21 protein-coding genes, 1 tRNA gene and 1 pseudogene are annotated in these 26,337 nt (G+C 41.9%); 11 read left to right on the top strand and 12 right to left on the bottom strand.

Annotated features, from left to right (window positions below):
• Positions 1–54: 54 nt before the first annotated feature.
• A complete protein-coding gene (locus GQR89_RS03605; RefSeq protein WP_233269066.1) occupies positions 55–864 on the bottom strand; it encodes a polysaccharide deacetylase family protein in 810 nt (269 codons plus the stop codon).
• A 206-nt stretch (positions 865–1,070) separates the two neighbouring features.
• Here GQR89_RS03605 and GQR89_RS03610 point away from each other — a divergent pair, with 206 nt between their 5' ends.
• Positions 1,071–1,964 (top strand): hypothetical protein, encoded by an 894-nt coding sequence (locus GQR89_RS03610; protein ID WP_158768804.1) that lies wholly within the window; start codon positions 1,071–1,073, stop codon positions 1,962–1,964.
• Between the two features lie 117 nt (positions 1,965–2,081).
• Here GQR89_RS03610 and GQR89_RS03615 read toward each other — a convergent pair whose 3' ends face one another.
• The 9 genes from GQR89_RS03615 to GQR89_RS03655 all read right to left on the bottom strand — a co-directional run bounded on the left by GQR89_RS03615 (position 2,082) and on the right by GQR89_RS03655 (position 13,947).
• Complete coding sequence (locus tag GQR89_RS03615; RefSeq protein WP_233269067.1) at positions 2,082–2,630, bottom strand: hypothetical protein; 549 nt, start codon at positions 2,628–2,630, stop codon at positions 2,082–2,084.
• 1 nt (position 2,631) lies between these two features.
• Positions 2,632–4,209 carry a YHYH protein gene (locus GQR89_RS03620; RefSeq protein WP_158768805.1) on the bottom strand — a complete coding sequence of 526 codons (1,578 nt, stop codon included), beginning with the start codon at positions 4,207–4,209 and terminating at the stop codon, positions 2,632–2,634.
• A 639-nt stretch (positions 4,210–4,848) separates the two neighbouring features.
• Entirely contained in the window at positions 4,849–6,342 is a 1,494-nt protein-coding gene (locus GQR89_RS03625) for a metallophosphoesterase family protein (protein WP_158768806.1), read from the bottom strand.
• A gap of 119 nt (positions 6,343–6,461) precedes the next feature.
• Entirely contained in the window at positions 6,462–8,954 is a 2,493-nt protein-coding gene (locus GQR89_RS03630; protein ID WP_158768807.1) for a TonB-dependent receptor, read from the bottom strand.
• Between the two features lie 240 nt (positions 8,955–9,194).
• Positions 9,195–10,262 (bottom strand): FecR domain-containing protein, encoded by a 1,068-nt coding sequence (locus tag GQR89_RS03635; protein WP_158768808.1) that lies wholly within the window; start codon positions 10,260–10,262, stop codon positions 9,195–9,197.
• Between the two features lie 4 nt (positions 10,263–10,266).
• Positions 10,267–10,941 (bottom strand): RNA polymerase sigma factor, encoded by a 675-nt coding sequence (locus tag GQR89_RS03640; protein WP_158768809.1) that lies wholly within the window; start codon positions 10,939–10,941, stop codon positions 10,267–10,269.
• Between the two features lie 203 nt (positions 10,942–11,144).
• Positions 11,145–11,984, bottom strand: a complete 840-nt coding sequence (locus GQR89_RS03645) for a PEP-CTERM sorting domain-containing protein (protein WP_158768810.1) — start codon at positions 11,982–11,984, stop codon at positions 11,145–11,147.
• A 466-nt stretch (positions 11,985–12,450) separates the two neighbouring features.
• Positions 12,451–13,293 carry a PEP-CTERM sorting domain-containing protein gene (locus GQR89_RS03650; RefSeq protein ID WP_158768811.1) on the bottom strand — a complete coding sequence of 281 codons (843 nt, stop codon included), beginning with the start codon at positions 13,291–13,293 and terminating at the stop codon, positions 12,451–12,453.
• A gap of 255 nt (positions 13,294–13,548) precedes the next feature.
• A complete protein-coding gene (locus GQR89_RS03655; RefSeq protein ID WP_158768812.1) occupies positions 13,549–13,947 on the bottom strand; it encodes a cytidine deaminase in 399 nt (132 codons plus the stop codon).
• Between the two features lie 200 nt (positions 13,948–14,147).
• Between GQR89_RS03655 and nlpI the strand changes: the two genes are divergently transcribed.
• From nlpI to GQR89_RS03700, 9 genes and pseudogenes are all read left to right on the top strand, one after another.
• Positions 14,148–15,044: a lipoprotein NlpI gene (nlpI, locus tag GQR89_RS03660; protein WP_158768813.1), complete on the top strand. Its 897-nt coding sequence runs from the start codon at positions 14,148–14,150 to the stop codon at positions 15,042–15,044.
• 49 nt (positions 15,045–15,093) lie between these two features.
• On the top strand, positions 15,094–16,443 hold the full coding sequence (locus GQR89_RS03665; protein ID WP_233269068.1) for a sel1 repeat family protein: 1,350 nt from the start codon (positions 15,094–15,096) through the stop codon (positions 16,441–16,443).
• A 99-nt stretch (positions 16,444–16,542) separates the two neighbouring features.
• Entirely contained in the window at positions 16,543–17,601 is a 1,059-nt protein-coding gene (gene nadA, locus GQR89_RS03670; protein ID WP_158768815.1) for a quinolinate synthase NadA, read from the top strand.
• A gap of 115 nt (positions 17,602–17,716) precedes the next feature.
• Positions 17,717–18,307: an HAD family phosphatase gene (locus GQR89_RS03675; protein WP_158768816.1), complete on the top strand. Its 591-nt coding sequence runs from the start codon at positions 17,717–17,719 to the stop codon at positions 18,305–18,307.
• A 350-nt stretch (positions 18,308–18,657) separates the two neighbouring features.
• Positions 18,658–18,747: transfer RNA gene (locus GQR89_RS03680), tRNA-Ser, on the top strand.
• 101 nt (positions 18,748–18,848) lie between these two features.
• A complete protein-coding gene (locus GQR89_RS03685; RefSeq protein ID WP_158768817.1) occupies positions 18,849–20,666 on the top strand; it encodes a hypothetical protein in 1,818 nt (605 codons plus the stop codon).
• Between the two features lie 109 nt (positions 20,667–20,775).
• Positions 20,776–21,898, top strand: a pseudogene (locus GQR89_RS03690) (IS3 family transposase).
• A 287-nt stretch (positions 21,899–22,185) separates the two neighbouring features.
• On the top strand, positions 22,186–23,142 hold the full coding sequence (locus GQR89_RS03695; RefSeq protein WP_158768818.1) for a hypothetical protein: 957 nt from the start codon (positions 22,186–22,188) through the stop codon (positions 23,140–23,142).
• Between the two features lie 111 nt (positions 23,143–23,253).
• Entirely contained in the window at positions 23,254–24,228 is a 975-nt protein-coding gene (locus GQR89_RS03700; protein ID WP_158768819.1) for a hypothetical protein, read from the top strand.
• A 191-nt stretch (positions 24,229–24,419) separates the two neighbouring features.
• Here GQR89_RS03700 and GQR89_RS03705 read toward each other — a convergent pair whose 3' ends face one another.
• Both GQR89_RS03705 and GQR89_RS03710 read right to left on the bottom strand, forming a co-directional pair.
• Complete coding sequence (locus GQR89_RS03705) at positions 24,420–24,665, bottom strand: hypothetical protein (protein ID WP_158768820.1); 246 nt, start codon at positions 24,663–24,665, stop codon at positions 24,420–24,422.
• Positions 24,662–25,000, bottom strand: coding sequence for a hypothetical protein (locus GQR89_RS03710; protein WP_158768821.1), 339 nt, complete (start codon positions 24,998–25,000; stop codon positions 24,662–24,664). Before GQR89_RS03710 ends, GQR89_RS03705 begins: the two co-directional genes overlap by 4 nt.
• A gap of 530 nt (positions 25,001–25,530) precedes the next feature.
• On the opposite strand from GQR89_RS03710, the gene GQR89_RS03715 reads away from it, so the two are divergent.
• On the top strand, positions 25,531–26,016 hold the full coding sequence (locus tag GQR89_RS03715; protein ID WP_158768822.1) for a hypothetical protein: 486 nt from the start codon (positions 25,531–25,533) through the stop codon (positions 26,014–26,016).
• Positions 26,017–26,337 lie beyond the last annotated feature (321 nt).

The raw sequence follows: 26,337 nt of genomic DNA on the forward strand, positions 1-26,337 counted from the left end.
AGCGCCTCGACAATTTGTTATTTAAATGTTGTTAGCGCCGTTACCCGCTAAATATTATCCAGGGCATACATCACTATTTGGAAATTCGTCAGGTTTAGGGGGAACGGCTAAGCGGATATTTCGATAGGTATCTACCCAGTATTTATCTTGATGATTAACAAGGTAGTCGAGTAACGCGTTATGTTCAGCAGTCGCCGTTATGAGGTGGTCACCACCGACTCCATGGAACAGAATATTAACGAGTTTAATATTTTTCGGTTGGCTTTCAATAAAAGCAATGATTTGCTTAGCTGTTAGGTCCTCAGGGGCGATAAGAACTGAAAAGTCGTTAGCATCACAGCTCTTTACGGCGATAAATTGCGTTTTAACTGCCAGCAAGTAATTACCATCTTGGGTTTGCTGGTCAAAACATGGCGGTGTGAAAGTGCGAATGGTTTCGCCGTCAACTGCGTGAAGCAAGGTGTTGGCAACAGTAATTTCGTTGACCATAGCGCTAACCGTGCGAGTATCTAGATCGTTTTCCGGTTGTACCCATTCTCTGCCGGGCAGTGAGCCTTTACACGCATGAAACAATGAATGATTACCTAATTCATGGCCTTGTTTTGCCAGTGCTCGCCATTGCGGTAGTCGGTCTTTAAATTCCGGTGATAGGGGAACGACGTAAAAAGAGGCTTTGAGTTCTCTTTTGTTCAGGGCGGGTACAACGTTTTCTAGTTGACTCAATAAGGCGTCATCGTAAGACAAGCTAATGGCAACTTTTCCCGCTTTTAACCAATTATTTTGCTCGGCAAAAGCCGATTGATTCACTGTGAAAAAAAGGCCAATCATTAATAATATGACTGATGAATAATGTGCTGCAAGCATGATTATAGTCGCGATTGATTTGTATATAGAATATAAGCTTTACGCAATAACGATGCTATCTCAATGATTATTTTGATTCAACGCCTGATCTTTTTCGGCCCCTAAACTTATACCCATAGACTAATGTATCGACTGATTTGATTGCAAACAATGGTATTGATTGATATCTATAGCATGGGTCACGAATTTAATAGAAGAGCGAATATATGGATGTTAAAAAAATAGTCTTGGTTGGAATTGTGGTTTTAGCTGCTGGTTATATCGGCGGTTCGATTGTGGCCACCAATAAGGCTGAAGATGCCTTGGATAATTTGGTCAACGAAAGCCGTAGTTATGGTGTGGAAATGGCTTATGGGGATGTATCTGCTTCACCTTTTGGTGGAGCAACTATTGATGAGTTGATAATAGATACCGGCTTTGGCAAGGTACTCATCGATGAGCTTATTATTAAAGAATTTGCACAAGAAGAAGGTGTCTTAAGTGAGATTGTCTTATCTGCTGATGACATTAGTGTCGCTGACTTTTTGGTGAGCGACAAGCCGAAAGACCTATATGAAGCGTTTATTTATCTACTGCAACAAAAAGGGAATGAAGTGGATTTGGACTTCGCCTTGGAAGTGGATGTGGAAGATGATAAGGCTGAATTAGAAGAGTTCAGCATCGAAGGCGATGATATCGGTGAGGTGCGTGTATCAATGGAGATGACTGGCCTTAAAAAACTCCAAGGTCTAGGAAGTCATAATGCGCTATTAATGGGTACGGTGATGTTACAAGAACTTGTGATCCACGAAGCATCCGTCTATTTAGAAGATGATGGCCTACTAGACACATTATTAAATAGTGAGGCAAAACAAAAAGGCGTGTCAGCTGATTCATTACGTGATAAAGCCATTGAGCGAGGCCAGCAAGCAAAGGCCAATACCAATAATAAAATAGAGCAGCAACTCACAGATGCAGGTATCGCCTTGCTTGAAGGTGATGCCATCACGCTTACACTGGATGAAGACACACCTGTCAGCGTCGGCCAGTTATTGCTTGATGGTGAGAGTGGCATACAGCGTGAAATGCAAAAGGTGAAGTTTGATTTGGATATCGATTAGTAAGTGGTAAGTAGCAAGTAGATGCGCTTCTATTAGGGGGAGAGTGTTAGTTGTGAATAGCAGCCATGACTCACTGCATTTATAAAGCAAAACGTGCTGATAATAATACATGCTCACCTAATGGTGGGCATGTTTGTTTTCAATTGGCTGAGAAGTGAAGTTATGTAAAACCATAGGTTCTTTAGACAAATCCAAGAATATCGAGCCTACAATATTGTGGTCTCCCGACATCCAGTTTTCATGTTGGTGGCTATTAAGGGAAACAGCCACCTGATTGACTCCCTTTATTAACCAACTTTGCGGTACATGCATATCTTTACCGTATAGACGTTGTCGCTTAATTCCGTTTACAAATACATGGGCATGTCCTTGCAGGACCCCTGCAACTTTATGGTCCGGCGTATCAATGGCTAAATCGGGCGCATTGAGCACGTAGTTGTCTATTTCTACATGAATATTGACTCCGTCAGTAGCATCGCGATAAGCACTTAATTCGATTTTGGGAACGGGCGTACCCTCTCCAATATCTAAGGCTTTATGTTCATGTATTTCAGTTGACGCAACCGCTATAACATTAACCATTTGAATCGCCCCTAACGTGAGCGATGCAAACAACAGATGACGAAAAAAGCGTGATGTTGGTTCAGCATATATCTGTTTTTTCATATCAACCCGCTCCTGGAGGCGGTCCTGTTACGGTACCAGTACTACATGCGGCTACTGAATTATCTTGTAGTTGACCAGCAAAGCGGGTGCCGATGATATACGGGAATGCTGGGGCATAGACACCATCTGTTTCGCTAATTGTCACATGGTAGTGATAACCACGAGTCGCATCAGTATGACCATTGTACTGATCAAGATACGCGCCTCCTTGTGCAGTTAAATCACTGTTCCAATAGTAATCTTCATAGTAATAACCATTACTCGCAACCAATTCATTACCTGACAAGGTTTCGACAACATCATCAAACTCTGGGCCTTGGGTTGCCGATTCGGTTCCAAGAGATGCATCGTATTGATCTACCATGGCACAACTGCGTGCATCATCAGAACAACCTGTCTCTGAGCTTGATGAGTAATCACGCACGACCCAAGCACTTACGGCAAGTACACCGTCATCTTGCCATGGGCCGTATATAGGATATCCATCGGCAGCATAACCATAAATAGGTGAATGTTGATCGCCGGTATCACCGACTAAGTCAGCTAAGCAACTGGTATAAAAATGGTGATGATAGTCGCCGTTTGCCGAATGACCGCCACAGATGTCAACATCGTATTGCTCGGCCACAGGGGCAAGATTCTGCCAAGAGCCATCGCTGTTGTAGCTCATGCCATCGCCCCAGTTATAAACAGATGAACCGTTAACGAACAAGCCCACTTTACCTAAGCCATTCTCACATTCTTCAGTTGTTGCCTCGGGCGCTTTAGGGAAATAGACTTCTCGTTCATCTTCGGTGGGGCAAGCGGGTCCTGGTGGCCAATAACCATATCCTGCATTGGTATCACAGTCATCGCCCGTGCTTACATAACCAACATCTTCGCCAAACTCGACGACCTCACCGACTGATGCTGTCGTTTCGCCGGTTACAAGATCTGTACTGGCTTTGGGGCGATTATTAATACTATCAATAATATCCTGAGTCATAGTGACATCGTATTTTGGGATCCCCTGGCTGGTGACCACAGTATAGTCGACGTCATCTACGGTCTCGTCATTGACCGATTGCACGTTTACTAACACGCCTAAACCGGTAGATGAATCCAATATACGAGAAGATACTTCCCCCGTGGTATTGATGATCCAAACACTATCAGAGTCCGATTCTTCACCCTCGTCTTCAGCGCTAACGGTAATAGAGACGGTGTCTGTGACAGCATCGTTGGTTCCATCATCTACCGATACTTGAAACTGCAAGGTTTCTTCAGTTTCAACTGACGGAGCGGTGAAACTGGTTGTGGTGGCTGCCGAATCGCTTAGTGTCACGTCAGTGCCTGACAACTGACTCCAAATGACGGTGTAATTCGTATCATCATCGCTAATGGTTGCGCTTAATGTCACAACGTCACCCGTTGTAGCGGTCTGAGCAGTTCCTGCATCAACCACAGGTGAGGTATTAACGGTTCCGTCGTTAATAGTATCCTCGTCACTAGACGAATCAGAACCACAGCCTCCCAGCAGCACACATAACATTAACGTGCTGGACCATTTCAAGATTCTGCTGCCTGGAGGATTTATCATCTTTTCACCTGTAGTTTTTGGCTATTATTAAAAATAAAGAACGCGAATTTACCAGTTAAATGTGCAGAAAAAGTGCAGCCTAGGTGCAGTTATATAGGATATTAAACCCCAGGATTAGGCCGAATTTAATAAGAGGAAGTCGGAATGCATTTTTATCGGTTATTTTTTGCTGAATGAGTAGCGGGACGTTAGCTAATTTGATCGTTATGTATTGTTGTCGCTACTTATACACAGCGGCCAATTTAGGATTATGTACCTCGGCAGTATAATTCATCTGTGCTGAATCGTCTTAAAGCCTCATGGGCAATATTTTCGCGTTACAGAGCCACTGAAACTTAACGCTTGTGAAGTAACCGACAAACATCGCGCCAATGAGCCCTAAATAAGGTATCGAGGGAGTGAGGACCGGACGGTTTATCTTGATGCTTAGAAGCAACATCGGCAGAGTTACCTTTGAAATGGATATTGATGAAAAACCACGGCGTCGTGCAACAAAATATGACAATGCATCTGAAAACACACATTTGATAAAAAAGTCACTTTGAGTGTATATAATAATCTGAATTCGTAACCCTTCAGGCTAATCATCAAGTCTGATCAATTTATGTGTAGCGACGCATTTAGACATTTCACGCGAGATTATTCGGCTAAATCATGGTGGCTTTTGTAAGAGCCTGTGTTGTCAAAGGTACGCTGCAAAGGCAAACCAGAGTCAATGTGTAAGGTATTTTTTCCGTCTTGGTCTTTTTCCAAGGAGAAACCGTCGTACAATTTTCCATCGGTAGTAAATGACTGATATCTAAGCTTATTAGCAGTTTTTTGGATTATCTGATAAGTGGGGGTATTCTCGCCTATGCGCTCAAGCGTCACACCGTAGTCACGGTATTCTTGCCAGCGAGTGGGTTTTTGTGGGTAAGTTTTCGGTCCCGCAACTGAGGTAACAAATACGGATTTCACTTTTTTAGGAGCCGTGGGGCTGGCGATTCTAGAGATATCATCTGCTGTACCTATGCTGCCTCGAGAGTAGGTATGATCGTGACCTTGCAGTACTAAGTCGACATTGTGCTTTAAAAATACCGGTAAGAAAGCCGCCCGTACGTCAGGTTCGTCTTGCCCTGGGGTGTTTAACGGCATGCCGCAAGATGAAAATATCGGATGATGCATAGTCACAATACGCCATTTAGCAGAACTATTTTGTAGTGTTTCATCTAGCCATTGAGCTTGGGCTTGCAACAACGCAATGCTACCTAGCGCCTCAGAATTAAGCACAAAAATGTCTAGGTCTGGGTAACGCGTAACGTAAACGGTTTCTTGTAATTCAATCGGTAATGTAGGGGTAAGGGGCAGGGTAAACTGGTCTTGCCAAAGTGTTGAAAGGGCCCATTTTCTTTGCTCATTTTTATCAACTTGCCAGTCATATTCATGATTACCGGGTACGAGTATTGCCGGAAGCATACTGTGGATAAACTGCCCAGCATTGAGCCAATTGGACCACTGATGATCACTCGCGCCTTCATTCACTAAATCCCCAGCGTAAATGGCGAACTCAGCATTTGACGCCTGTTGCCAGGCTTTGCGCAGCACCAATGGCCAATGAGAGTAAATGCCATTTTGTGCGTCACCAAAATACAAAAACTCAATGTCACTATTCGTTTTTTGTGCTGCGGTTTTAATTTGCTGCCATGGAGACCACTGATTTTCTGCTCCGTTGACACGGTAGTTGTAGAGGGTATCGGCCTGTAAACCTTTAAAGGTAACGGAATGGTAGTTAACCGCTGACAATTGTGCATTTGCAGGGTAGCGAAATGTACCTTGATTGTTTTTTCCTTGACGCAACGATGTGGCGTGAGTGTTAGCTTCAATCGTCGTAGCGTGAATGTCGTAGCGTGCATCAGGGCTTGCTTGAACGATTTGAGCTTGAGATGACGTAACGGATTGGTCACTGCGCCAAGTTACTGAAAGGCTGGTGGCGGGGGATTTCGTGGGGGTAATAATAATGCGGTCAGGCCATGACGACGCCGCAATATACGGTGTCGTGTCTTTAATGATATTGGCTTGGGGCGACTGGGCGCTAATGGCGTTGCCTGTGCCTATCAGTAATAATAAAAATGATGATATCCAGAATGGCGTCATTACTATTTCCTAAGAGATTTGATAAACGTAAAATAATAAAGCGCCCCTTAAAATTGGTGACGCTTTTTAAGAAATAAATTGGCATAGGTTTCTATTCATATGCCAGTGAGAAAATATCTTTAAAACGCGTAACTAACACCGCCGCCATAAGTCGCAGGTGCGCCCACTAAACGCGATCCACCATTAAGCTCTAAAAAGTACACTTCATCGGTAATGTTGCGCCCATAAGCATACAGATTCACGCCATTATTAAAGGTTACATCTACTCGCACACCGAGTAAGTCATAAGACGGCGCAGTATTGCCATCGCCCGCGTTAAGACGATTTGATTCTTCACCGTGGTAGCTGTAATTAATGCGGGCATTTAGTTGAGTATTGTTGGCAAAAGAGGTTTGATAATTCAACGCTGCTGTTTGGCTCCATTCAGGTGAGCCCGGTAAAGGATCGCCAATAGTGCTGATAACATCATTCACTCGATTTGAACTGAATTCAGTGATTTCTGTATCTAGGTACGTACCAGCAGTATTAAAGGTGATTTTATGATTGTTCGCTTCGTATAACGTTACAGCAATAGACGCCTCAGCACCGCGAACCGTTGCCTTACCAACGTTGGTTCGACCATTTGTATCATTTGACAAGCGGGCTGTGGCTTGCAGTTCTTCGAAGTCATAAGAGAACACATCAAACGTTAGGTTGATAATGTCAGTCACATAACGCGCCCCCGCTTCATAAGCTAAAACTTCTTCAGATTCAAAGGGGAGGGTTTCTTCTTCTGAGAAGATTGACGTACCATCAAACCCGCCACCACGATACGCGGTGCTAACAGAAGCAAACACATTGAGGTTATCGTTAATAAAATATTGCACCGCTAGCTTGCCTGATACATTGCTATCATCAAATTCACGATCCCAAGAAAAATTCGCTTGGGTGCTGAAAGTACTTTCGAATGTTGACAGTCCCCAAGGATCGAAGTCGATGTTCTCTCCGCGAAATTTAGCGTTATCTTTGGTGTAACGCAGGCCTGCGCTTACGACTAAATCGTTGGAAATGTTCCAGTCAATATTACCGAAGGTCGCGAAGCTGTTACGTCGTTGATTGTAGGGGGAACTATACTCTGACAGCACGGCATAACTGGACCAGTTACTGGTAAAATCAACAGAGTCGTTCATGAAAAATGCGCCAGCTATCCAATCAAAGTCGCCCCCAGTGGCGTCGCTTAAGCGAATTTCCAATGAAGTTTGATCCAGTTCATCGTCGAAATTATACTGATACCGAGGAAATGACGTACCGTCACCATTGCCACTGACATTGCGTTCACTACTTTGCAATGCAAACAAGATGTCTAGATTTAAATCTGAATGTAATTGACGGGTGAAGTCACCTGAAAAACCGTTAACGTCAATTTCATGGGAGTAGTACTGACTACTATAGAATGAATATGGGTCGCTATTTTCACCGGCATTTAACGCTGGGTTATCATCTTCAAAGGCGATGCGGTCATATTGACGAGTATCACCCCTATCCTGACTGACAAAGTAATGCAGGGTTAGCGAAGTGACATCATCAAAGTCATATACGGCGGTACCGCGAAAAGCGAATAAATCTGCATCACCAAAGCCGTCACGTTCGCCTGGGTCGGCAACTGGTGGCACGATACCTTCGGCACCTTCTGGCACAAAGCCAGCAAAATTACCTGCACCTTTACCATCCATAAAGCCGCCACCTTGCTCCATAAGTACGGCGACTCGGATACCTAAATTATCTGATACTGGGCCGCCAACTGCTGCCGTACCTGAAACAAAATCGTATGAGCCATATTCAATATCCGCATAGCCGTTTAAGGAGTCCCCCGGTTTTTTAGTGATCGCGTTTATGGCACCTGCAGTGGTGTTTCGACCATATAAAGTACCTTGTGGCCCTTTTAACACTTCGATACGCTCTAAATCAAACAGCGGCATGCTTAAATACGCATTAGACGTCTGATAAATGCCATCCACATGCAGTGCCACCGAGGGATTACCGTTAGGTTTATAATCGTCCGCACCACCAATACCACGGATGGTGATAAAGCTGTTTTCAGGACCCCCAAAAGCCGAATTAATTGAAATACCGGAAAGACTATCGATCAAGTCAGTGAAATCAGTTACGCCTTGGGCTTTTAACTCTTCGCCGCTTAACACTGAAATGGCAACTGGGGCATCTTGTAAGCTACTGTCACGTTTGAGGGCTGAAACGACAATCTCATCCATTGGCGTCTGATAGTGTGCTGCGCGATTATTTGGGGTTGATAGGGTTGATGAATTGGCTTTTTTTATGACAATTGCACCGCTTGGCTGTGCGTAAGCTTGCAAGCCGCTACCTTGCAGTAATTGCTCAACGGCACTCATTACCGACAATTGACCCGTCGTGGCCACAGCTTGTTTATTACTCACTAGGCGGCTAGGAGCAATGATAACGGTGCCTGTTTGTTCAGACAGTTGATTCAATGCCTGGCCTAGGGGTTGAACGCTAATATTGATTTCGCTTTGTTGTGCAAAGACGACCATCGGTGACAAAGATGCCAGTGCGGTGCCAAACAAAGCGAACTTGATTGAACGACTAAGTGTTTGCATGATGTAACTTCCAGTTAATTAATGTGGGTTCGCTACAAGAGTCATCGTGGCGCGCTTTTTTTCAATAAACCGTCAGGTTTCATAAAAACTTCACACTGCGGGTGATTATTTACTCCTGATTATTTTCACCAATCATGAGGAGTTTATTTTGTGTATTGAGGTTCTTTATTCATGTGTATTGTTCATGCAAATTCGCGCGTAGCGCCTGCATGCCATAGGTAGGCATACAGGCGCGGCATGTTAATGTTTCGTCAATACGTTGCGGGTATCTTCTTCGGTTAATGTAATAGGATAAGCAGCGGCTAAACCCGCCAACATTTGATCTATTTGTTTGAAGGTGAAGGACGCGGTGATCGGTAACTCGTTGATGTCTTTATCTAGGATAACAACCGGCTTTTTTGTATACCGATTAATATCCATCACTAAGCTTTTTAACGGCGCATTATCGTAAATAAATCGTTCGCTTAACCAAGCAAATTCTATTTCAGGGTCGAAACGAGAAACGTCGCCAATAAATGCACCATCTATGTTGGCCTGCAATTGTTCATAAGGGTGTAACTGCAGTACTTTCTCGTCTTCGTTGTCGTCCTCAGGCAGATCTACTACGTCAACTAAGCCTCGTTGAACCGAAATTTTTAATTCATTATCAGGACTGTGTTCTACCTCAAATGCCGTTCCTCGCACACGCACTTGAGTATGCTGCGCTGTCACGGCAAATACCCGGGAAGGATCATGCGTCACATCAAAGTAAGCACTACCTTTACGCAGCGTTATGTGACGTTTGTACTGATCAATATTGACTAATATACTTGAATTACCCGCTAAGATGACATCTGAACCGTCACTCAGCGTAATCATACGATTCTGCCCAATTGATGAGGTAAAGAGCGTTTCCGGTACCGCGATTTCTAATGTATCCGTGGTGTGAAATACGCCATTAACGACCAATAACGCGATGCTGGCTGCTAAGCCACTTAGTAAAACTGCTGCTCTTGCGAGTATGTGCTTAGGCTTGGTTTTAGCCGCCGAGACTGATTCTTGAGTAGCGTGTTGTGTTATCCAGTCCACAGCGCAATCTGTCATGCCTATTGTCTGCCAAACTCGCTGACACCGCTTGAATGCCTCTTGATTCAATTCATTACTGTTAAGCCATAGAATAAATGCTTCACGCTTTTCAGAGGTAGTATGACCGGAATGTAAGTAGGTCAGCCATTCTCGCGCTTGAACATTAGGCGCATTTTCCAGTGAGGTCGTTGTTTGGTCGCCGTCGGGATCATGCGCCACAGGCTCAATTATTTCATGTTTCATGATTTCAGCTCTTTCGAATGGACGCTTGGCCACGTTTAACGGGAGAGATAATATTTGTTTTTAACGCAGGGTTATCGGCTTGTTCATCGACACTTTCTAAAATAGCCATTGCGCTATTCAGTTGACGGCTAATATCCGCGATACTCCAACCGGTATCGGCGGATATTTGCATGTAAGTTTGCCCTTTTATACGGGCGCGCATTAATACTTCCCGTTGTTTATCTGTTAACTGTTCTGTGCCTTTTTGAATCGCTGCAATACGTTGTTCACCTTGTAGAATGGTTTCTGGGCAAATATCGTCACATTGATCTGTATTTAGCGTTAACTGCTGGTCAATAAATTTGCGGGTTTTACATAAACGACCGATAGATTTTAAGGTGATATTAATTGCTATTTTGATGATGTAGGCTTTGGGATCCTGTACCTCCGCGATATTGTTCATCTGTGCGAATCGGCTAAAAGCCTCTTGTGCAACATCTTCGGGCTCAGGGGGACCAGAACCATAACACTTGTGCAATAGGCGACATACATCGCGCCAGTGCGCCTTAAATAGGCCATCGATAAAATGCTGACCACAAGGCTTAGCTTTTTGCTGAGACTCACAAGCACGCTCAGATACGTTATCTTTCCATTGCCCATGGATAAAAAACAACGGTGCTTTGTGCAGCGTTTTGCTCATTGGTATTTACTCGCCAAGGTCCAAAAAATCTGCCGGATCTTAACTGTGTTGAGCAACATAAATATGACACTGGGTGTAAAACTCCCAGACGTAATAAAAAATTCATATTGTTTTGATTGGTGTTTATTCAGTGTTCAGGACTGATAAACGGCCACAAAAAAAGCCGGCGAACCGACTTTTAATTTAAATGACTGGGACAGAAGTTACTTTTTAAAACGCTTGCCTACACCAAGTCCAAGTAAACCTAGACCTAAAATAGCCAGGCTTGTTGGAGCTGGTACGTCGCGCTTGTCTAAGCCGATGACTATGTTGTCAAACTCGCCCGCTATACCTGAAGAGATAACCCGTAAACGGTTAAACGCTTCATTGGCTTCAAAGGCTATATTCACGTAAACGTTAGATGAATCTGCAGCTTGGTTACCTGACGTACCATTTAACTGGGACAACAACTCTGCACCGGTAATGCTGCTTACTAATACATCGTTAGAGTAAAACTCAAACGAGTTATACGTGTCTACTGAGCCCCAATAGAAACCTAAGTAATTGACACTCGAGTCTGCTAACGAAGGCACAGTTGCACCTAAGCTGGCTAAAAAGTCGGTGTAATCAATGTCAACGTAGCTATCGACGCCAACTGTTGATGGTGTTGTATAAGCGTAACATCCCGTGTCACCAGCTGGTGCAGCGGCAACATTTCTGGATGAACCTTTACGGACATTCAACACTGACGTTGCGCTTGCGGTAACGCTCAACGGCGAGTTGATTGCACAGCCTGTTGACGCGCCCGCGACGTTGTAGTCTTCATTTTGCGCCGAGTCTAAACCCGTAATCGCAGTGTTTGTATCGAAGGTTTCCACGAAGAAACCGTCGCTTAGTGAATTAATTGTGTTATCGGCATTAACGTTAACGCTCGTTTTGCCAGAACCATCGGTCGCAGCCTGACCACCGAAGGTAATAACCGCAGCATTTACAGATTGGCTCACAGCCAATGCAATCACTGTGGTAGTAAATAAGTATTTTGTGTTTATGAACAAGTTTTTCATTTGTAACTCCGTTATGCAGCTACATTGACTGCTACTAAAGTATAAGCACAATTCGAGCCAATTAAATAAACCCATATATTTCATGCAGTTGCAATTAGACCTTATGACGACCTCACCAAATGTGTAAAATTTTGCGCGACTGGTGATGCAAATAACACACAGTTACTGTAAAAAATTCCCATGTACTGGTTTAATTTCAATCAAATTATTATTTGTTAGCATGGATGAATTGGCTGTTTGTAGGAATGGTATAACTAAGGTAACGTCTTGGTTAAAAAGGAGTTTTTATTTTTTTTACCAACATGTAAATTGGTTATAATGAATTTACTTAAGGGGGATTACTAACTGATATCGTGCAATTGGATTTTAATTAATTGAGTGCATTATTTCCTGACACCGATATTATAAATACTATAGGCATAAAAAAAGCCGGCAAGCCGGCTTTAAAATTTAAGATTGAAATTTATTATTTTTTTAATTTTTTACGTAGTGCTAAACCCATCAGACCTAAGCCTAAAAATGCCAGTCCAGCCGGAGCAGGTACTTCACGGTTAGTTAGACCTACTACAATGTTGTCAAACTCACCCGCTACACCTGATGAAATAACGCGTAAACGCGTAAATGCTTCGTCTACTGTAAAATCAATATTCACGTAAACGTTAGATTTATCAGACAATCTATCGCCTTCAACGCCGCCAACTAAATCTAGGATCTCTTGTCCGTCGATGCTGCCTACTAATACGTTTGAAGCTGAATAGAATTCAAACGTATTGTATGTATCGATTGAACCCCAGTAAAAGCCTAGGTAATCAATGCTAGAACCGACAAGCGATGATTCGAAATCACCAATGCTAGCCAAGAAATCAGTGTAATCAATGTCTACGTAACTATTTTCACCGCGCACTTCTGGCGTGGTGTAAGCGTAACATGTGCTGTCTCCAGCTGGTGCCGCAGCAACATTATGCTCAGAACCTGTGCGTACATTTAATACTGATGTTGCGCTAGGACTAATAAGCAATGGTGAGTTAATCGCACAACCCGTAGACTTACCCGTAACGTTATAACTTTCTACTGGTGATAACGGAAAGCCTGAAATAGCAGTGGCTTTATCAAACGTTTCAACGAAGAAACCTTCGCTAAGTGTGTCAATAGTATTATCTGCATTAACTTTTAAACTGGTTTGGCCGGAACCGTCGGTGGCTGTTTGGCCGCCTAAAGTAATTACAGCTGCACTAGCGTGTTGTGTTGTGGCAATGGCCAAAAGGGCTGCTACCGAGTAAAACTTCGCTTTCTTAAATAAACTTGTCATAGGTTACTCCTTAACTACTACCTAACTGCAAACTGTCATTTGAAATGATTACAATGCATTAACTGGGCCAGATTCAATAATTCCTTTTAATTCAATCTATTATCTAACTAGGTAATTGACTTTTTAAAAGCGGTGTAAAGAAAGTGGACATATCGAACATAGATTGTTTCTATGTGCATACGTTATAAAACGTCGCTCATTATAACCGCAGTTTATTATTTGGCAATGCTGTTTTTTTGTTCGATCTATTTAAGCCTATTGTTCAAATGCAAAGGGTAAAATATCGTTCATGCTCAGCGTTTTTATTTCACCTTCGCTGGTGGCCATATGCACCAGAGTTTCTTTGCTGGCGAATTCAAAAATACGCTGACGACAGCCGCCGCAAGGCGAACAAAAATGTTCATTTGGGCTAGCGATTAATATCTCCTTTACCTGCCTTGCACCCCCTGCAACCATCGCGGCAAGTGCATTGCCTTCTGCACATTGGCCTAATGGGAATGATACGTTTTCTACATTGCAGCCAGTATATATTTCGCCGTCTTCAGCGACTAAAGCTGAACCGACCCTGTAATCTGAATAGGGGGCATGGGCTTTAGCCTGCACGTCTAGGGCCGCATTAAATAAAGTTTGTAAGTCGGTTTGTGGATTGTTCAAAATAGCACCGCTTGTTTTTGTGGTAGCCCGCTAGTGTGCATTATTTTTACAACTTGATACAGTAGAACGCAACTTTCGGGCTGTGGTTGTCTTTACATTTCTCACTAAATACGCCACTCTGCCATTTAATTAAACGTCACTTTCTGGCTGATTTCGCTTTTTTATCGCCATCACTTTTAGGTCAAGCGTCGAACATTCTTATGCAAAATAAATTTCTCTCTCTAATATTGTTAGGATTGTTACTTGGCGGTTGCGCTAATGGCAATCAAGCCCAGTCTAGTCAAGCACAAATGAGTAATTTACTACTCGCAGAGCCTGCACCCATGAGTGTGCGTTCACAAATGGCCATTGCACGGTATAGTCAAATTTTGGCTAAAGCCCCTTTAGAAGATCAAGAACGAGCGGAATTACTGCATCAACGCGGTATGTTATATGACAGCGTAGGGTTAGCTGGATTAGCCCAGTATGACTTTGATAATGCTCTGCGATTAAAACCAAATATGGCTGAAGCGTATAACTCTTTAGGTGTGCATTACACCCAGCAAATGAACTTCATTCAGGCCTATGAAGCGTTTGATGCCACATTAGACATTAATCCCGATTATGAATTCGCTTTTTTAAATCGTGGAATTGCCCTTTATTACGGTGGCCGTGCCGATCTAGCAGTGAACGATTTTAGCGAGTTTTATCGCAAAGATGAATCAGATCCATACCGAGCGCTTTGGGCTTTTATAGCACGCAGTGAACTGGATAAGACAGAAGCGCTGATGGCATTGAGTGACAATCGCGAAAATTTAGATGAAGATAATTGGGCAACGCATTTGGTCGACCTTTATTTAGGTAGAATTGATGAACAAGAATTGTTAAACGGGCTAATTCAAGGGGTCACGAGTCAGCAGGAACTAACAGACCGCTTATGTGAAGCCTATTTTTATTTAGGTAAGTACAACTCAGCACTGGGCAATCGTGGCGTTGCTTCTAATTACTTCAAATTGGCCTTGAGCACTAATGTCTTCGAATATGTTGAACACAGATATGCGCGCTTAGAGCTTGATATGCTTCGTGATGACGCGGTCGCAGAAAGTGAAGGTCCTTAAGCGCGTTTTTGAGTTTAAGTTATAACTGGTGCTAAAAAGCAGCCTTTTATTGTTCTGCGTTATTGCGTGGGTTCTTGCTGGGCGTAGTGATGTTATCCGTTACCTGCCGTTTTTATCTTCCCAAGCAAATATCAGTGATTTCCCGCTGCACTTTTTGTATAGAGCTTATCAAGCTGGCGATAATCAAGCTCTGGCGCTTTTAAGCCAAAGAGCCATAGCCGAAAATAATGCTTATTGGTTGCATTTTGCTAAATTAGCCGGCGCTCCTCAAGCTCAGCAATATTTTTCACACCTTCAAGCAAATAATGGTCGAGGTAAGGCATCGCGTAAAGCGCTGACTTACGCCGCAAAGCGCGGAGATATCGATGCACAAATAGCCTTATACCATCATTGGATTGCTAAAAGTGAACCACAAAAAGCGCAGTACTGGCTCAAAATAGCTGCACAGCGAGACCCTGCAAGCGCAGTATTTTATGCCAAGTGGTTGTCCCTTTCAGGAGATGAATTTGAGGCTATCGCATTATTGGAAAAGGCTCAACATCTGGGCAGTACCCATGCTTCACGTCTACTCAATATGCGGATTGATCCGCAGAAAAAGGAGCTGCGCAAGGCAGAGTTTGCAACATTGAAACCTCAACGCACAGCTACGCATTGCGCCCAGCAGTTACAGTTTGTCGCTAGTACCTTACAATCTGTGTTGCAAGGTGAAGAACTCATTGAACAGTTTAAACGCGACCATCGTTTACAGGGATTACCCATTTGTATAAATACACCTATTTGGTTAGCAGCAAATGCCTTAACGTGCTCTGATAACTGGCAAGGTGCGGGGCGTTTAGGATGTGATGTCACCCAGCTAAGTCAGTCTCTCACTCGTCAACGTTTTACTCATGTGGTGGTGCTGGCACCAGTTGGCAAAGCAAATGTACACAACGGAGTTATGTTTTTAGACACAGAAGATGACTACAATGTGTTTGTGCACGAACTTGCCCATTTCGCTGGTTTTGTTGATGAATATCCTTTGTCTTCAGCTCTTGCTACGGCTATATGTACAGGCGGTGATGCGCCTAATTTGCGCGTCAGTAATGCTAATGAAAAGCCTGACGTGCATGATTGGAAAAAGCTGATAAATGGTAAAACATTGGCAATCAGTCAATCCCGTACATGTGATAACCATCAAGCGCAAGCTTATAAACCCAGTGCTAAAATGACCTTTATGGAGTTTTATGATGTACCGTACATTCCGCAAATTTACCTGCAAGCCTGGGCAGATCGTCTAACAAATAAGTCATTGTTAACGCCTGCTTACATTAATTTTTATCAAGGTTTTGATGCCGATGGTAACGCTGAACAAGGCGGCTACTGGCGTTCGCGCTATCAACAATTCCTGCAAGCGGATTAAACTCACAAAATTGGATTTAACGGGAAGTGTGATTTTTGTTCGCACAGGCGGTATACTGTCCGGACGATTTATGATGTTTGTGGTAACCAACTTAGCACTATGAACCAAGCACTTTCAATTGGTACGGTGGATTATCCGTTTCCAGCAAAACCAGCGCGATTAACTGTTGTTCAGCAACAAGATTATATCGACAAAATTAAACACCTTCTGGTCGAAAAAAATGCCACGCTTGTTGCGCATTATTATACCGATCCTGAGATTCAAGCCTTGGCAGAAGCTACCGGTGGCTGTATTTCTGACTCCCTAGAAATGGCACGTTATGGCCGAGATTGCGATGCGCAAACTCTGGTAGTGGCGGGCGTGCGTTTTATGGGCGAGACAGCAAAAATACTCAGTCCGAATAAAACCGTAATTATGCCAACGCTTGAAGCGACATGCTCATTGGATATTGGTTGTCCTGAAGACGAGTTTTCAGCGTTCTGTGATGCCCACCCCGATCATACGGTCGTGGTATACGCCAATACGTCGGCAGCGGTAAAAGCGCGCGCCGATTGGGTGGTCACTTCAAGCATCGCGCTTGAAATTGTTGAGCATCTAGATGCTCAGGGGAAAAAAATAATCTGGGCGCCAGATCGTCATCTAGGTGCTTATATTGCCAAAGAAACCGGTGCTGACATGTTGATGTGGCAAGGTGAATGTATTGTGCATGACGAGTTTTCAGCTAAAGCATTGCGCGATATGAAACACCTTTACCCCGATGCAGCAGTATTAGTTCACCCTGAATCACCGGCCAGTGTGGTCGAATTAGCCGATGCGGTTGGTTCGACTACCCAGTTAATCAATGCTGCAAAAACAATGTCCAATAGTCATTTTATTGTGGCAACTGATCGCGGTATTTTTTATAAAATGCAACACGCAGCGCCTGATAAAATTTTACTTGAAGCACCAACCGCCGGGAACGGCGCAACATGTAAAAGCTGCGCACATTGCCCCTGGATGGCCATGAACGGTTTACAAGCTATCTATGAAGCGCTAACACAGACAACGGGCCATGAAATATTTGTTGATGATGAACTACGTAAAAAAGCCCTAGTACCACTTAACAGAATGTTAGACTTTTCTGCCGAACTGAAAATGAAAGTGACTGGCAACGCATAGCTGAGCGTTCTGACCTAAATAATAATTTGCAAGCCAGCTAATGCTGGCTTTTTCATTTTTCGTCCACATCTACAGTGTAGAGTATTGTTTTAATCCCACAATTTAGGAGTGTTTCATGCCAGATTTAAGCCGTTATAAAGGAATTGTATTCGATATGGACGGCACGTTAATCGATTCAATGGGCTCTCACGCAGTCGCTTGGCAACAAGCCTGTGAGCATTTTGGTTATCCCTATGATGGGCAATATATTCATGCTCTCGGCGGCGTGCCCTCAAGGGATATTGCTAAGTTACTCAATGAAAAATACGGTCAAAATCACGATTTAGATGAAGTTGCCGAAGTAAAACGACAAGCCTGGCTTGCCCTTGATGATGATCTAACTGTTATTGACGATACTTTTAAGGTCATGCAGCGTTATGAAGGGACGCTTAAAATGGGAATTGGCACCGGTTCAGAGAGAGACAATGCGATTCGTATGTTAACGCGAACAGGTTTACTTGATAGAGTTGAAACTGTAGTGACATCTTCTGACGTGACGCATGGCAAACCTGACGGCGAAACGTTTTTAACAGTAGCAAAAAATATGGGTCTCAGAGCCGACGAATGCGTGGTGTTTGAGGACACAGAGATCGGCCGACAAGCAGCAAAAAATGCCGGTATGGATTGCATCATGGTCATAGACGGAAAAATTGAATTACCTGCGTAATTCGTATTATAAATACGTCTAAGGGCGGTGAGTTCAATAAAATTTCGATAATTGAACAATAAACCACCGTCTCACTCGCTTATTCACAGTAAACACTTGCGCAGCTAGGCTGTTTTCCCTAACATACGCGCCTGCTTAAAAGCTTGTCTGAATATTGCGCTTGGTGATTTAAAGACGGTAAAGCAAAAAATTCGAAATGTAAGTACATTTACATTTCAACAATTTGCAGAGGCGGGTGAAGTTGGCCTCTTTAGGTGCAAAGCAGCACCCGGCTGGATGTACGGACTGGGTGTCAATCATCATGGACGTGTTAACTTCGATATATATTCGAAGAAAAAATAGAAAGTTTTGGAGAGGTGGCTGAGTGGCTGAAGGCGCACGCCTGGAAAGTGTGTTTAGGGTTAAACCTAACGAGGGTTCGAATCCCTCTCTCTCCGCCAAATAAGCTCAGAGCCCCGTATTTACGGGGATTTTTGCGTTTTAGGATTTGGTGAAGAGCAATACTCTGTCACAGAACTCTGTCACAAAGGACAGAGCCGTCATGAAAAAAAGTCATACCTCATACGTTTATAAGTATAAAACCTCGTCAAATTATTTTTTTCGCTTGCGCGCCGGCGTTTTTGAGAAAATGGGATATGATATCAGTGGTAGTCATTTTGTCGCTTCTCTTGGAACCCCCGATTTTGACGATGCACGATGGTTAGCTTTATATATAAAACGGAATTTAATGAGGGAATTGCACATGGAAAGTAGCGAATCACATATAACAAAGGTCAGGTTGAATTCAGATAATCCTGGACAGCTTAGCTGTTTTACTACAGATGGGTCTGACGCTCCTAAACCTTTACCTCCATTTCTCGATTTACATGACGATTTGCGAGCCGCAAAATTTCGAGTCGCTTTAAGAAAAAAGTTTGAGATGCTTCTCAAAGCTGGAAAAATTCACATTGAATCGGGTATAGGTCGAGAGCTGACGAGATACCAACAAGGATCAGATTCGGATTTCAAAAATTTGACAGCGCGCCTCGATTTTCATAGTAATATAAGTGAACGCAAACATCTTGTGAGTAGGGTTACACAAACTGAAATACCGTTAGCGCTACCAGTAGATACACTGAATAGCCAGTATCTAGAGTGTGTGAAGATGCTTAACGCATTAGTCACCCAGTTAAATGAACTCCAGAAAAAATCTGAGTCTTACGAATACATTAATGAGATTAATGAATCATTTTCGCATGCACCTCAAATAGAATTGTTACATGCGCTGTCGCTGCATAAAGAAATGCAAGACAAACTGCATGGAAAATGTCAAAAGGAACTCGCTCAAGAAGCGTCATTTTACAGTATAAAAGCGCAGTTCGAGAAATTTAAATCCGAAAAAAGTATTAACCTAGAGCTTAAGACATTGATGAAGTACGAAGTATCGTTTGAGTTACTTTATGAATTAGTCTCTAGTTCGTTTGATGCGAGAACTTTTTCAAAAGTTGAGACACAAGATGTCAAACATATGTTGCTCAATCGATTCCAAAATGAATCTAAAGGTTGTAGAGACAAACACCTTAGTACTAAGACAATCAATGGGATTCTGTCAAATTATCGGACATTTTTTACCTGGTTTATTAAAAATGTCCATGCAGATATGAAGAATCCATTTGAAGGTGTCTCTATAGCTAAAGCTAAGGGCAAAGCTAAGGGGCCCAAACGCCGCTCGTTTACTGCCGAGGAAATAAGGGCTCAATTGAACTATCAGCCCATCGACAGCCGAGAAGCGCGAGACTTTAGAGATGATGCAAGTTGGTATTTACCTATTTCGCTTTACACGGGGATGCGACTCAATGAAATGTCGGCATTGCCTCTGAGTCATATTAAGTTGATTGAAAATCTATGGTGTTTTGACTTACATGGTTTAGATGTAAAAAATGAGGCATCTGAAAGAACGATCCCAATTGCACAATATTTGTTAGACAAAGGGTTCATTGAGTATGTAGATACTCTAAAAAAATCGGGGCAGACACTGCTATTTTCGCAGATACGCAAAGGTAAGTCGGTACCAGGAAGCTCAGGCTGGGGAGATCCTATCAGCCGCTGGTTTAACAGGACTGTACTCAAAAATATTGGGATCAATACCGAAAACGAAAAAAAACTTGGTAAAATTGTGGTGTTCCACTGTAACCGCCGAACTATGATTTCTAAGTGCGTCCAAGGAGGAGCTGAGCATTATCTTATAAAACGGATCGCTGGGCACTCTCAGGAAGATGACATTACTCTAAGCGTCTATTCTGATGTTAATGAAATTCCATTGGCGCTACTGAAAAGTGTTTTGGATACCCAACTGACTTGGCATACCTTAACTGAGTAGTTCAAAGCGAAATAATTGTTGATCTAACGGTTACGGTATTTCATAAATGATCTTCCCCTAACTTTGTAGACACTTTTTACTTAGAAACTGAAGTAAGGTAAAAAGTGTTATGAGTAAAAAATATCTCGATGAATTTAAACAAGAAGCCGTTCGCCAAGTGGTTGAAAAAGGCTATTCTGTACCTGACGTTTCTAAACGTTTAGGTATATCAGATAAGTCACTCTATTACTGGGTGAGTAAGGTAAAAGTACCCGCTAGCCAATCGGCAGAGCAAGAAGAAATACGCAAACTTAAAGCTGAAGTTAAGCACCTGACAGAAGAGCTTAACATCCTAAAGGAGGCCGCCGTGTACTTTGTAAGCGAGTCAAAGAAAGGTACACATTCATAAAATCCCGACTCCATGTTTATCGTGTCAGTACCATGTGCCATGTGTTAAACGTTCGTCGTAGTAGATTTTACGCCTGGTCGAAGCAACCATTATCAAAAAGTGCACAGGACAATGAGCGCTTGCTTGAACGCATCAAAGAAAGTTATGTGCAAAGTGGGGCTGTTTATGGCAGCCCTAGGATCACGCATGATCTTAGGCGACAAGGTGAAAGGTGTGGTGTGAATCGTGTTGCTAAGTTGATGAAGCAGGCCAAGCTCAAAGCTAATATTGGCTATAAGCGACGCTACTTCAAGTCTTCTACGCCTCATATTGCAGCAGATAACCATCTACAACAGCAATTTGTTGTGAGCGAGCCTGATACCGCTTGGGTATCAGATATAACGTACATCAAAACCTATGAAGGCTGGCTGTATTTGGCCGTGGTGTTGGACTTGTTCTCACGAAAGGTTATTGGTTGGTCGATGCAACCTACCATGACATCAGATATCGTGATTAAAGCGTTACTGATGGCGATATGGAGACGACCTGCGGTATCAGAGGTGATAGTACACAGTGATCAGGGCAGTCAATATGCCAGCGGTGACTATTTAGACTTTTTAAGTGTTCATAATCTGATACCCAGCATGAGCCGCCCAGGCCATTGTTTAGATAATGCGGTTGCGGAAAGTTTGTTCACTCACTTAAAACGGAGCGAGTGAAACGAAAAGTGTACGTGAACCGAAGTGAAGCCAAAGCGGATTTGTTCGATTACATTGAGGTGTTTTACAATCGAACTCGACTGCATAGCCACCTTGGACATGTGTCCCCAGATGAATATGAAAATACATATTCACAGGCAAGTTAAGTGTCTACGAAACTGGGGGAAGATCAAATTGCCAATATTTTATAGTTGGTAGTGTTTCCTAATCTACAACAATATAACTGAAATCAAAGGAAATTAGGCTTGTTCTGGCTCAGAACTTTCTATTAAATATTTATGTCAACATAAAAAAACACCCATGCCTGTTGTTTTTTTGAGCAGTTTTGTCGTAGTATACCTTTGCCATGGGATGGTTTATACATATCGGATGTTTGCGGTCGAAATCTTTAATCATTGAAAGGCATAATATTAATTCGACCAAGGATACTGATATGAATAAGGTCATACTATCCATTGTTTGCTCAATGGGGTTCTCGTCTTTATGTTATTCAATGTGCGCTATCGAAGACATAAGTAATCAAAAAATCAAACTTACCTCCAGTGGTCTCTGCCATGATTCTAATTCTAGTTATTACTCTCAAATAAAAAATGGTTATAAGAACAAGTTTAATACCATAGACGAGTGCGTTGCTGCGGGATTTGCACTTCCAAAAGCATATTATGAAAAGGAAGCCTCAGAGATTTACCTAAAGGGGCTGAGCAATAAAACTTCTTTATCTCTTCAAAAACCACTCAGTGCTGCAATCGCATCAAGGTTATCAAGCTGTAATATGGCTACTTCGACAAATGGGAATAGTACTTTGGGGACAACAGTTACTGCAGCGAAAAGCGTGGATGATTCAGTTGACCCAAGCGAGGTTATTGAAAATGTAAAAGCAGAACAAGCCCAAGCTGAAAGTATCAAAAAAGCCTATGACTTTGGTGGATTTAATTGGAATCCAGCCATTGCACTCCTTTCATACAGTGATAAGTCCTATATAGAAGACATTACAATTGAAAGACAAAATACGGATGATGTTGAAGGAGTCATTCGAATCCGTAAGGAAGTTGATTATCAAATGGCTTTAATGATCGAAACTCATTGGTATTTTGGAATTGAAGAAAATCAAATCGAACAATTTGGATACGGACCATTTCTAGCTGTTAGTTTGGCTCAACAAGAAGGCGGTGGATTCGGGACAACCATAGGCTTTGGTCCGATGATGGGGTGGTATCGAGGTGAAGGGAAATCCATGAATGTGGGATTTGGTTATTTCATTGATACAGATTTTACGACTATTCGTGGCGACTTAAAAGATGGTGATACAACCACTGAAGTTGATAGTAGTAAATTACTTAGAAAGCGTGATTCTGATGGTTGGATGTTGCTATTCACAGCGACATTTTGAAAAATTAGTACTTTCATTGAGTTGCTATAATTGGTTAAAAGTAACTTAACAGTTAACAGTAAACGTGTTTGAATTAGTCAAACACGTTTTGAGTGTTTGACGGAATTTAGCATGGTAGGACTAAAAGAGAATCCGCTTCAACAGAATGAAGATGAAGTAATAGTTCGTTCAGATGATCGGATGTATAAACTTTCAGATATCTTAGCTGGTAAATTAGATAAAAATCTTTTGTATAGTTGGCAGTATTCAATCCTAAGCTCACTTGCTTATGACAATGGTAAACAAGTAGACCAAGGTCTCGATGAATTTCTGAAAGATAAGCCAGAATTCAAAGTCGATGCTAATTGGAAAGAATTAAAATTAACTGATAAAGAATTAACATGGTTAAACAATGAAAATCATGAAAAAGGATTGTCTTTTCGAGTATTCTATCTCTTATCAAAATCAGAAACATTTATTTGCATAGCGTTTAGGGGAACAAGATTTACAAAAATAAATGATTGGTTTGCAAATGCACATTGGTTTTCAGGTTTAGCATTGGGGAAAAAAAATTATTATCAACAACTACAACAACATTTTAAATCACTTCTCACTACCATAGAGAGTAAAATTAAATTTGAAAAAATTCCTGAAATAAATAAATGTTCAGAAAATTATAAATGGGTAACCACCGGGCATAGTCTTGGTGGCGGCCTTGCACAACAATTAGCCTACCTTTCTCCCGAAGTGAAATTGTGTTACACGTTTGATAGCACTCCAGTTACTGGCTTTTACAGCATAAATTCGAAAGATAGAAAAGAAAATTGTGCAGATTTAAATATTTACCGATTTTACGAAAACGGAGAAATTCTGGCTTATCTGAGAGCTTTAACTCAATTATTGTATAAATTTAATTACAAGCCCAATAACAACCCTTACATCATGGAATTGAGAGTTAATTTAACTTCAGGTGGTCCTATTTTTCAACATGGCTTGGATGTTTTCAAGGCACTCGCTAAGTCACTATCTAACGATAAAACTAAATTTGAACAATCAACACTTAATGAAATGACCAAGTCAATTATTGAAAAAACTAATAGTAATTAAAAATATTTATTCACTAATATTACTAATGCTTAACAAGAGCTAAAAGGAAATAGTATGGTTGATAAAATGGATTTAGATTATAGCCGCCTCCCTATCGAATTAAAGTATACCGTTGAACGACAAGTACGCAGGAGTTTAATGCAGTTTACATCTGTTTTTGGAATAGTGAATATTGTTACGTTAGTTGGAATCTAGTTGTCAGATTCACGTTCGGGGTTGATTTTTGCCACGACAAATTTGCCATCTTGCCAGTAGCTGAGTTCAATATTTCCTGATGGTAAATGTCGTCTCAATCCCCTTGGGACTTTTGGATCGGGTTCGTATAGTGTGTGCCCCGGTTGAAGAAGGCTACGGGACAAATCCCCACTCTGAGAATCGCGTTCAATAACATAAGAAAGTTCTAAAATATCGATGGGTGTATCTACGTTTTTTTTCATAACTTTAGCTCCATAAGCTTGTCCAGCCAAACTCCTTTAGGTCGTCTTCCACAACCTGATAACTCATCGATATCCTGAAAGTCTATGTTGTACACCTTCTTGTGTTTATACCAAATATCCACGATGTAAGCCCGGTGTCCGGGAAGAATTTCAGCGCCTGAAAATCGGGCTGTGTATACGATATTTAGTTCATCCTTAGCGAATGCTTGGGCAAAACCGTTTAGATTTTTGTCCTTCAACGGATAACCTTTTTTAGTGGTCAACTCGATGACTTTTTGAACAATTTTTAGGTTTATGTTTTTGCTCTTGGTTGTCGTCGTATTTTCTGCGTTCATAGGTGATTTCGTCATTATCTGAATCGAATAGTTTACTCAAACCAAGGCATTAGCTTTGGCTTGAGACTGCGTAGGTAAGTGTTGTTTCTATATTGCAAAAATAGGCAAAACATACACGAAAATCAACGTGAAAAGTCATTAACTATCTGTTTAATAAGAAAAAATAATATGAAATCAATAATGTGGAGAAGGTAAGAAAAACTACTGTAGACGTTAAGTCGTTAAAAAATAACTATTATAATTGTCCTTAGGTATGAAGTTATCGTGGGATGAAATTAGCCAAAAATCAATAGAAAAAACTTCATATTATTTTTAACGTTAAATGTAGTGGCTAATATCTTTTTACAGTTTTGAGGATTAGATTTATATTATCATCTGATAGGCAGCTTTGAGCGAAAAGCGGTCATTGGACTTTCCAACCATGCAAGGTAAGGTCTTACTAATAAACAGTTCGCAGCATAGGTGAAGTCATGGATATTGAAGAAATCTCAAAACAATATCTCTCTAAGACTGAAGAGTAGTTCGGACCGATGTGCTCTGATTGGAAGTATATTGGCACTAAATTTACCGATATGGGCTCACACTTACGCTATTACCTTGATGAGCGATGGGTAGCTATATCTTTAAGTGAAAAGGCACGTAATGATGAAATTCAATTACACTTTCAATTATTCCACGAAATTTACCACCTTCTATATCCAACAACATCTGTCGAAACACGTAACCAAGAAAAACCCACCATATTGAATGAAGGCATCTCTATTTATTTTTCAATACTTGCCATAGAACAATTTGGCGCGGCTCCTGAATTCATTCAAAACCTTCGGGATCACAGCCCTAACTACTATGATGCATTAGCTTTAACTTGCCAGCTGATAGAGGCAGACAATCAAGCTATTTTAAAGCTAAGATCTGTCCAACCCAAATTAAATGAAATTCTGCATCAGGATTTTGAATCAGCTGGGATAGAGATCCTAGAAGAACTTAAATTAAAATTATTGAGTGCATTCTCATGATACTAAAACTGCTAACATGGCGCTGTTGCGGATAAACCTCAAAGCTCGGCGCTATATGCTAAACAAGGAGCAGTGAACTCGATGAAAAAATATCTTTAGAAATGCAATGTAAAGAACTATCTCTACCGCTCGAAGAGATCCAATTAAGCAGACGATGTCTGGCAGCGACAGACGGCATCCCAGCACAGATAATTATCTGTATTTAGATGGGGCTTAAACAGAAATGGAGCCCTGAGTAACCAATTCATGGCCTGTTAGGATGCCACCAATGCGTATTAAATGAGCGGTTCCATTGGTGTGACGGCCAACAACGATATTCTA

It is taken from the genome of Paraglaciecola sp. L1A13 (genome assembly GCF_009796745.1).
In the GTDB taxonomy this organism is placed as follows: Bacteria; Pseudomonadota; Gammaproteobacteria; order Enterobacterales; family Alteromonadaceae; genus Paraglaciecola.

Excerpts from the sequence above, each read along its gene's own strand:
- GQR89_RS03705 (WP_158768820.1), bottom strand. The coding sequence starts at position 24,665 with ATGAAAAAAAACGTAGATACACCCATCGATATTTTAGAACTTTCTTAT.
- GQR89_RS03715 (WP_158768822.1), top strand. The coding sequence starts at position 25,531 with ATGTGCTCTGATTGGAAGTATATTGGCACTAAATTTACCGATATGGGC.
- GQR89_RS03630 (WP_158768807.1), bottom strand. The coding sequence starts at position 8,954 with ATGCAAACACTTAGTCGTTCAATCAAGTTCGCTTTGTTTGGCACCGCA.
- GQR89_RS03685 (WP_158768817.1), top strand. The coding sequence starts at position 18,849 with ATGAAAAAAAGTCATACCTCATACGTTTATAAGTATAAAACCTCGTCA.
- nadA (WP_158768815.1), top strand. The coding sequence starts at position 16,543 with ATGAACCAAGCACTTTCAATTGGTACGGTGGATTATCCGTTTCCAGCA.
- GQR89_RS03650 (WP_158768811.1), bottom strand. The coding sequence starts at position 13,293 with ATGACAAGTTTATTTAAGAAAGCGAAGTTTTACTCGGTAGCAGCCCTT.
- GQR89_RS03625 (WP_158768806.1), bottom strand. The coding sequence starts at position 6,342 with ATGACGCCATTCTGGATATCATCATTTTTATTATTACTGATAGGCACA.
- GQR89_RS03605 (WP_233269066.1), bottom strand. The coding sequence starts at position 864 with ATGCTTGCAGCACATTATTCATCAGTCATATTATTAATGATTGGCCTT.
- GQR89_RS03640 (WP_158768809.1), bottom strand. The coding sequence starts at position 10,941 with ATGAGCAAAACGCTGCACAAAGCACCGTTGTTTTTTATCCATGGGCAA.
- GQR89_RS03700 (WP_158768819.1), top strand. The coding sequence starts at position 23,254 with ATGGTAGGACTAAAAGAGAATCCGCTTCAACAGAATGAAGATGAAGTA.
- GQR89_RS03635 (WP_158768808.1), bottom strand. The coding sequence starts at position 10,262 with ATGAAACATGAAATAATTGAGCCTGTGGCGCATGATCCCGACGGCGAC.
- GQR89_RS03620 (WP_158768805.1), bottom strand. The coding sequence starts at position 4,209 with ATGATAAATCCTCCAGGCAGCAGAATCTTGAAATGGTCCAGCACGTTA.
- GQR89_RS03695 (WP_158768818.1), top strand. The coding sequence starts at position 22,186 with ATGAATAAGGTCATACTATCCATTGTTTGCTCAATGGGGTTCTCGTCT.
- GQR89_RS03610 (WP_158768804.1), top strand. The coding sequence starts at position 1,071 with ATGGATGTTAAAAAAATAGTCTTGGTTGGAATTGTGGTTTTAGCTGCT.
- GQR89_RS03675 (WP_158768816.1), top strand. The coding sequence starts at position 17,717 with ATGCCAGATTTAAGCCGTTATAAAGGAATTGTATTCGATATGGACGGC.
- GQR89_RS03615 (WP_233269067.1), bottom strand. The coding sequence starts at position 2,630 with ATGAAAAAACAGATATATGCTGAACCAACATCACGCTTTTTTCGTCAT.
- GQR89_RS03710 (WP_158768821.1), bottom strand. The coding sequence starts at position 25,000 with ATGAACGCAGAAAATACGACGACAACCAAGAGCAAAAACATAAACCTA.
- GQR89_RS03645 (WP_158768810.1), bottom strand. The coding sequence starts at position 11,984 with ATGAAAAACTTGTTCATAAACACAAAATACTTATTTACTACCACAGTG.
- nlpI (WP_158768813.1), top strand. The coding sequence starts at position 14,148 with ATGCAAAATAAATTTCTCTCTCTAATATTGTTAGGATTGTTACTTGGC.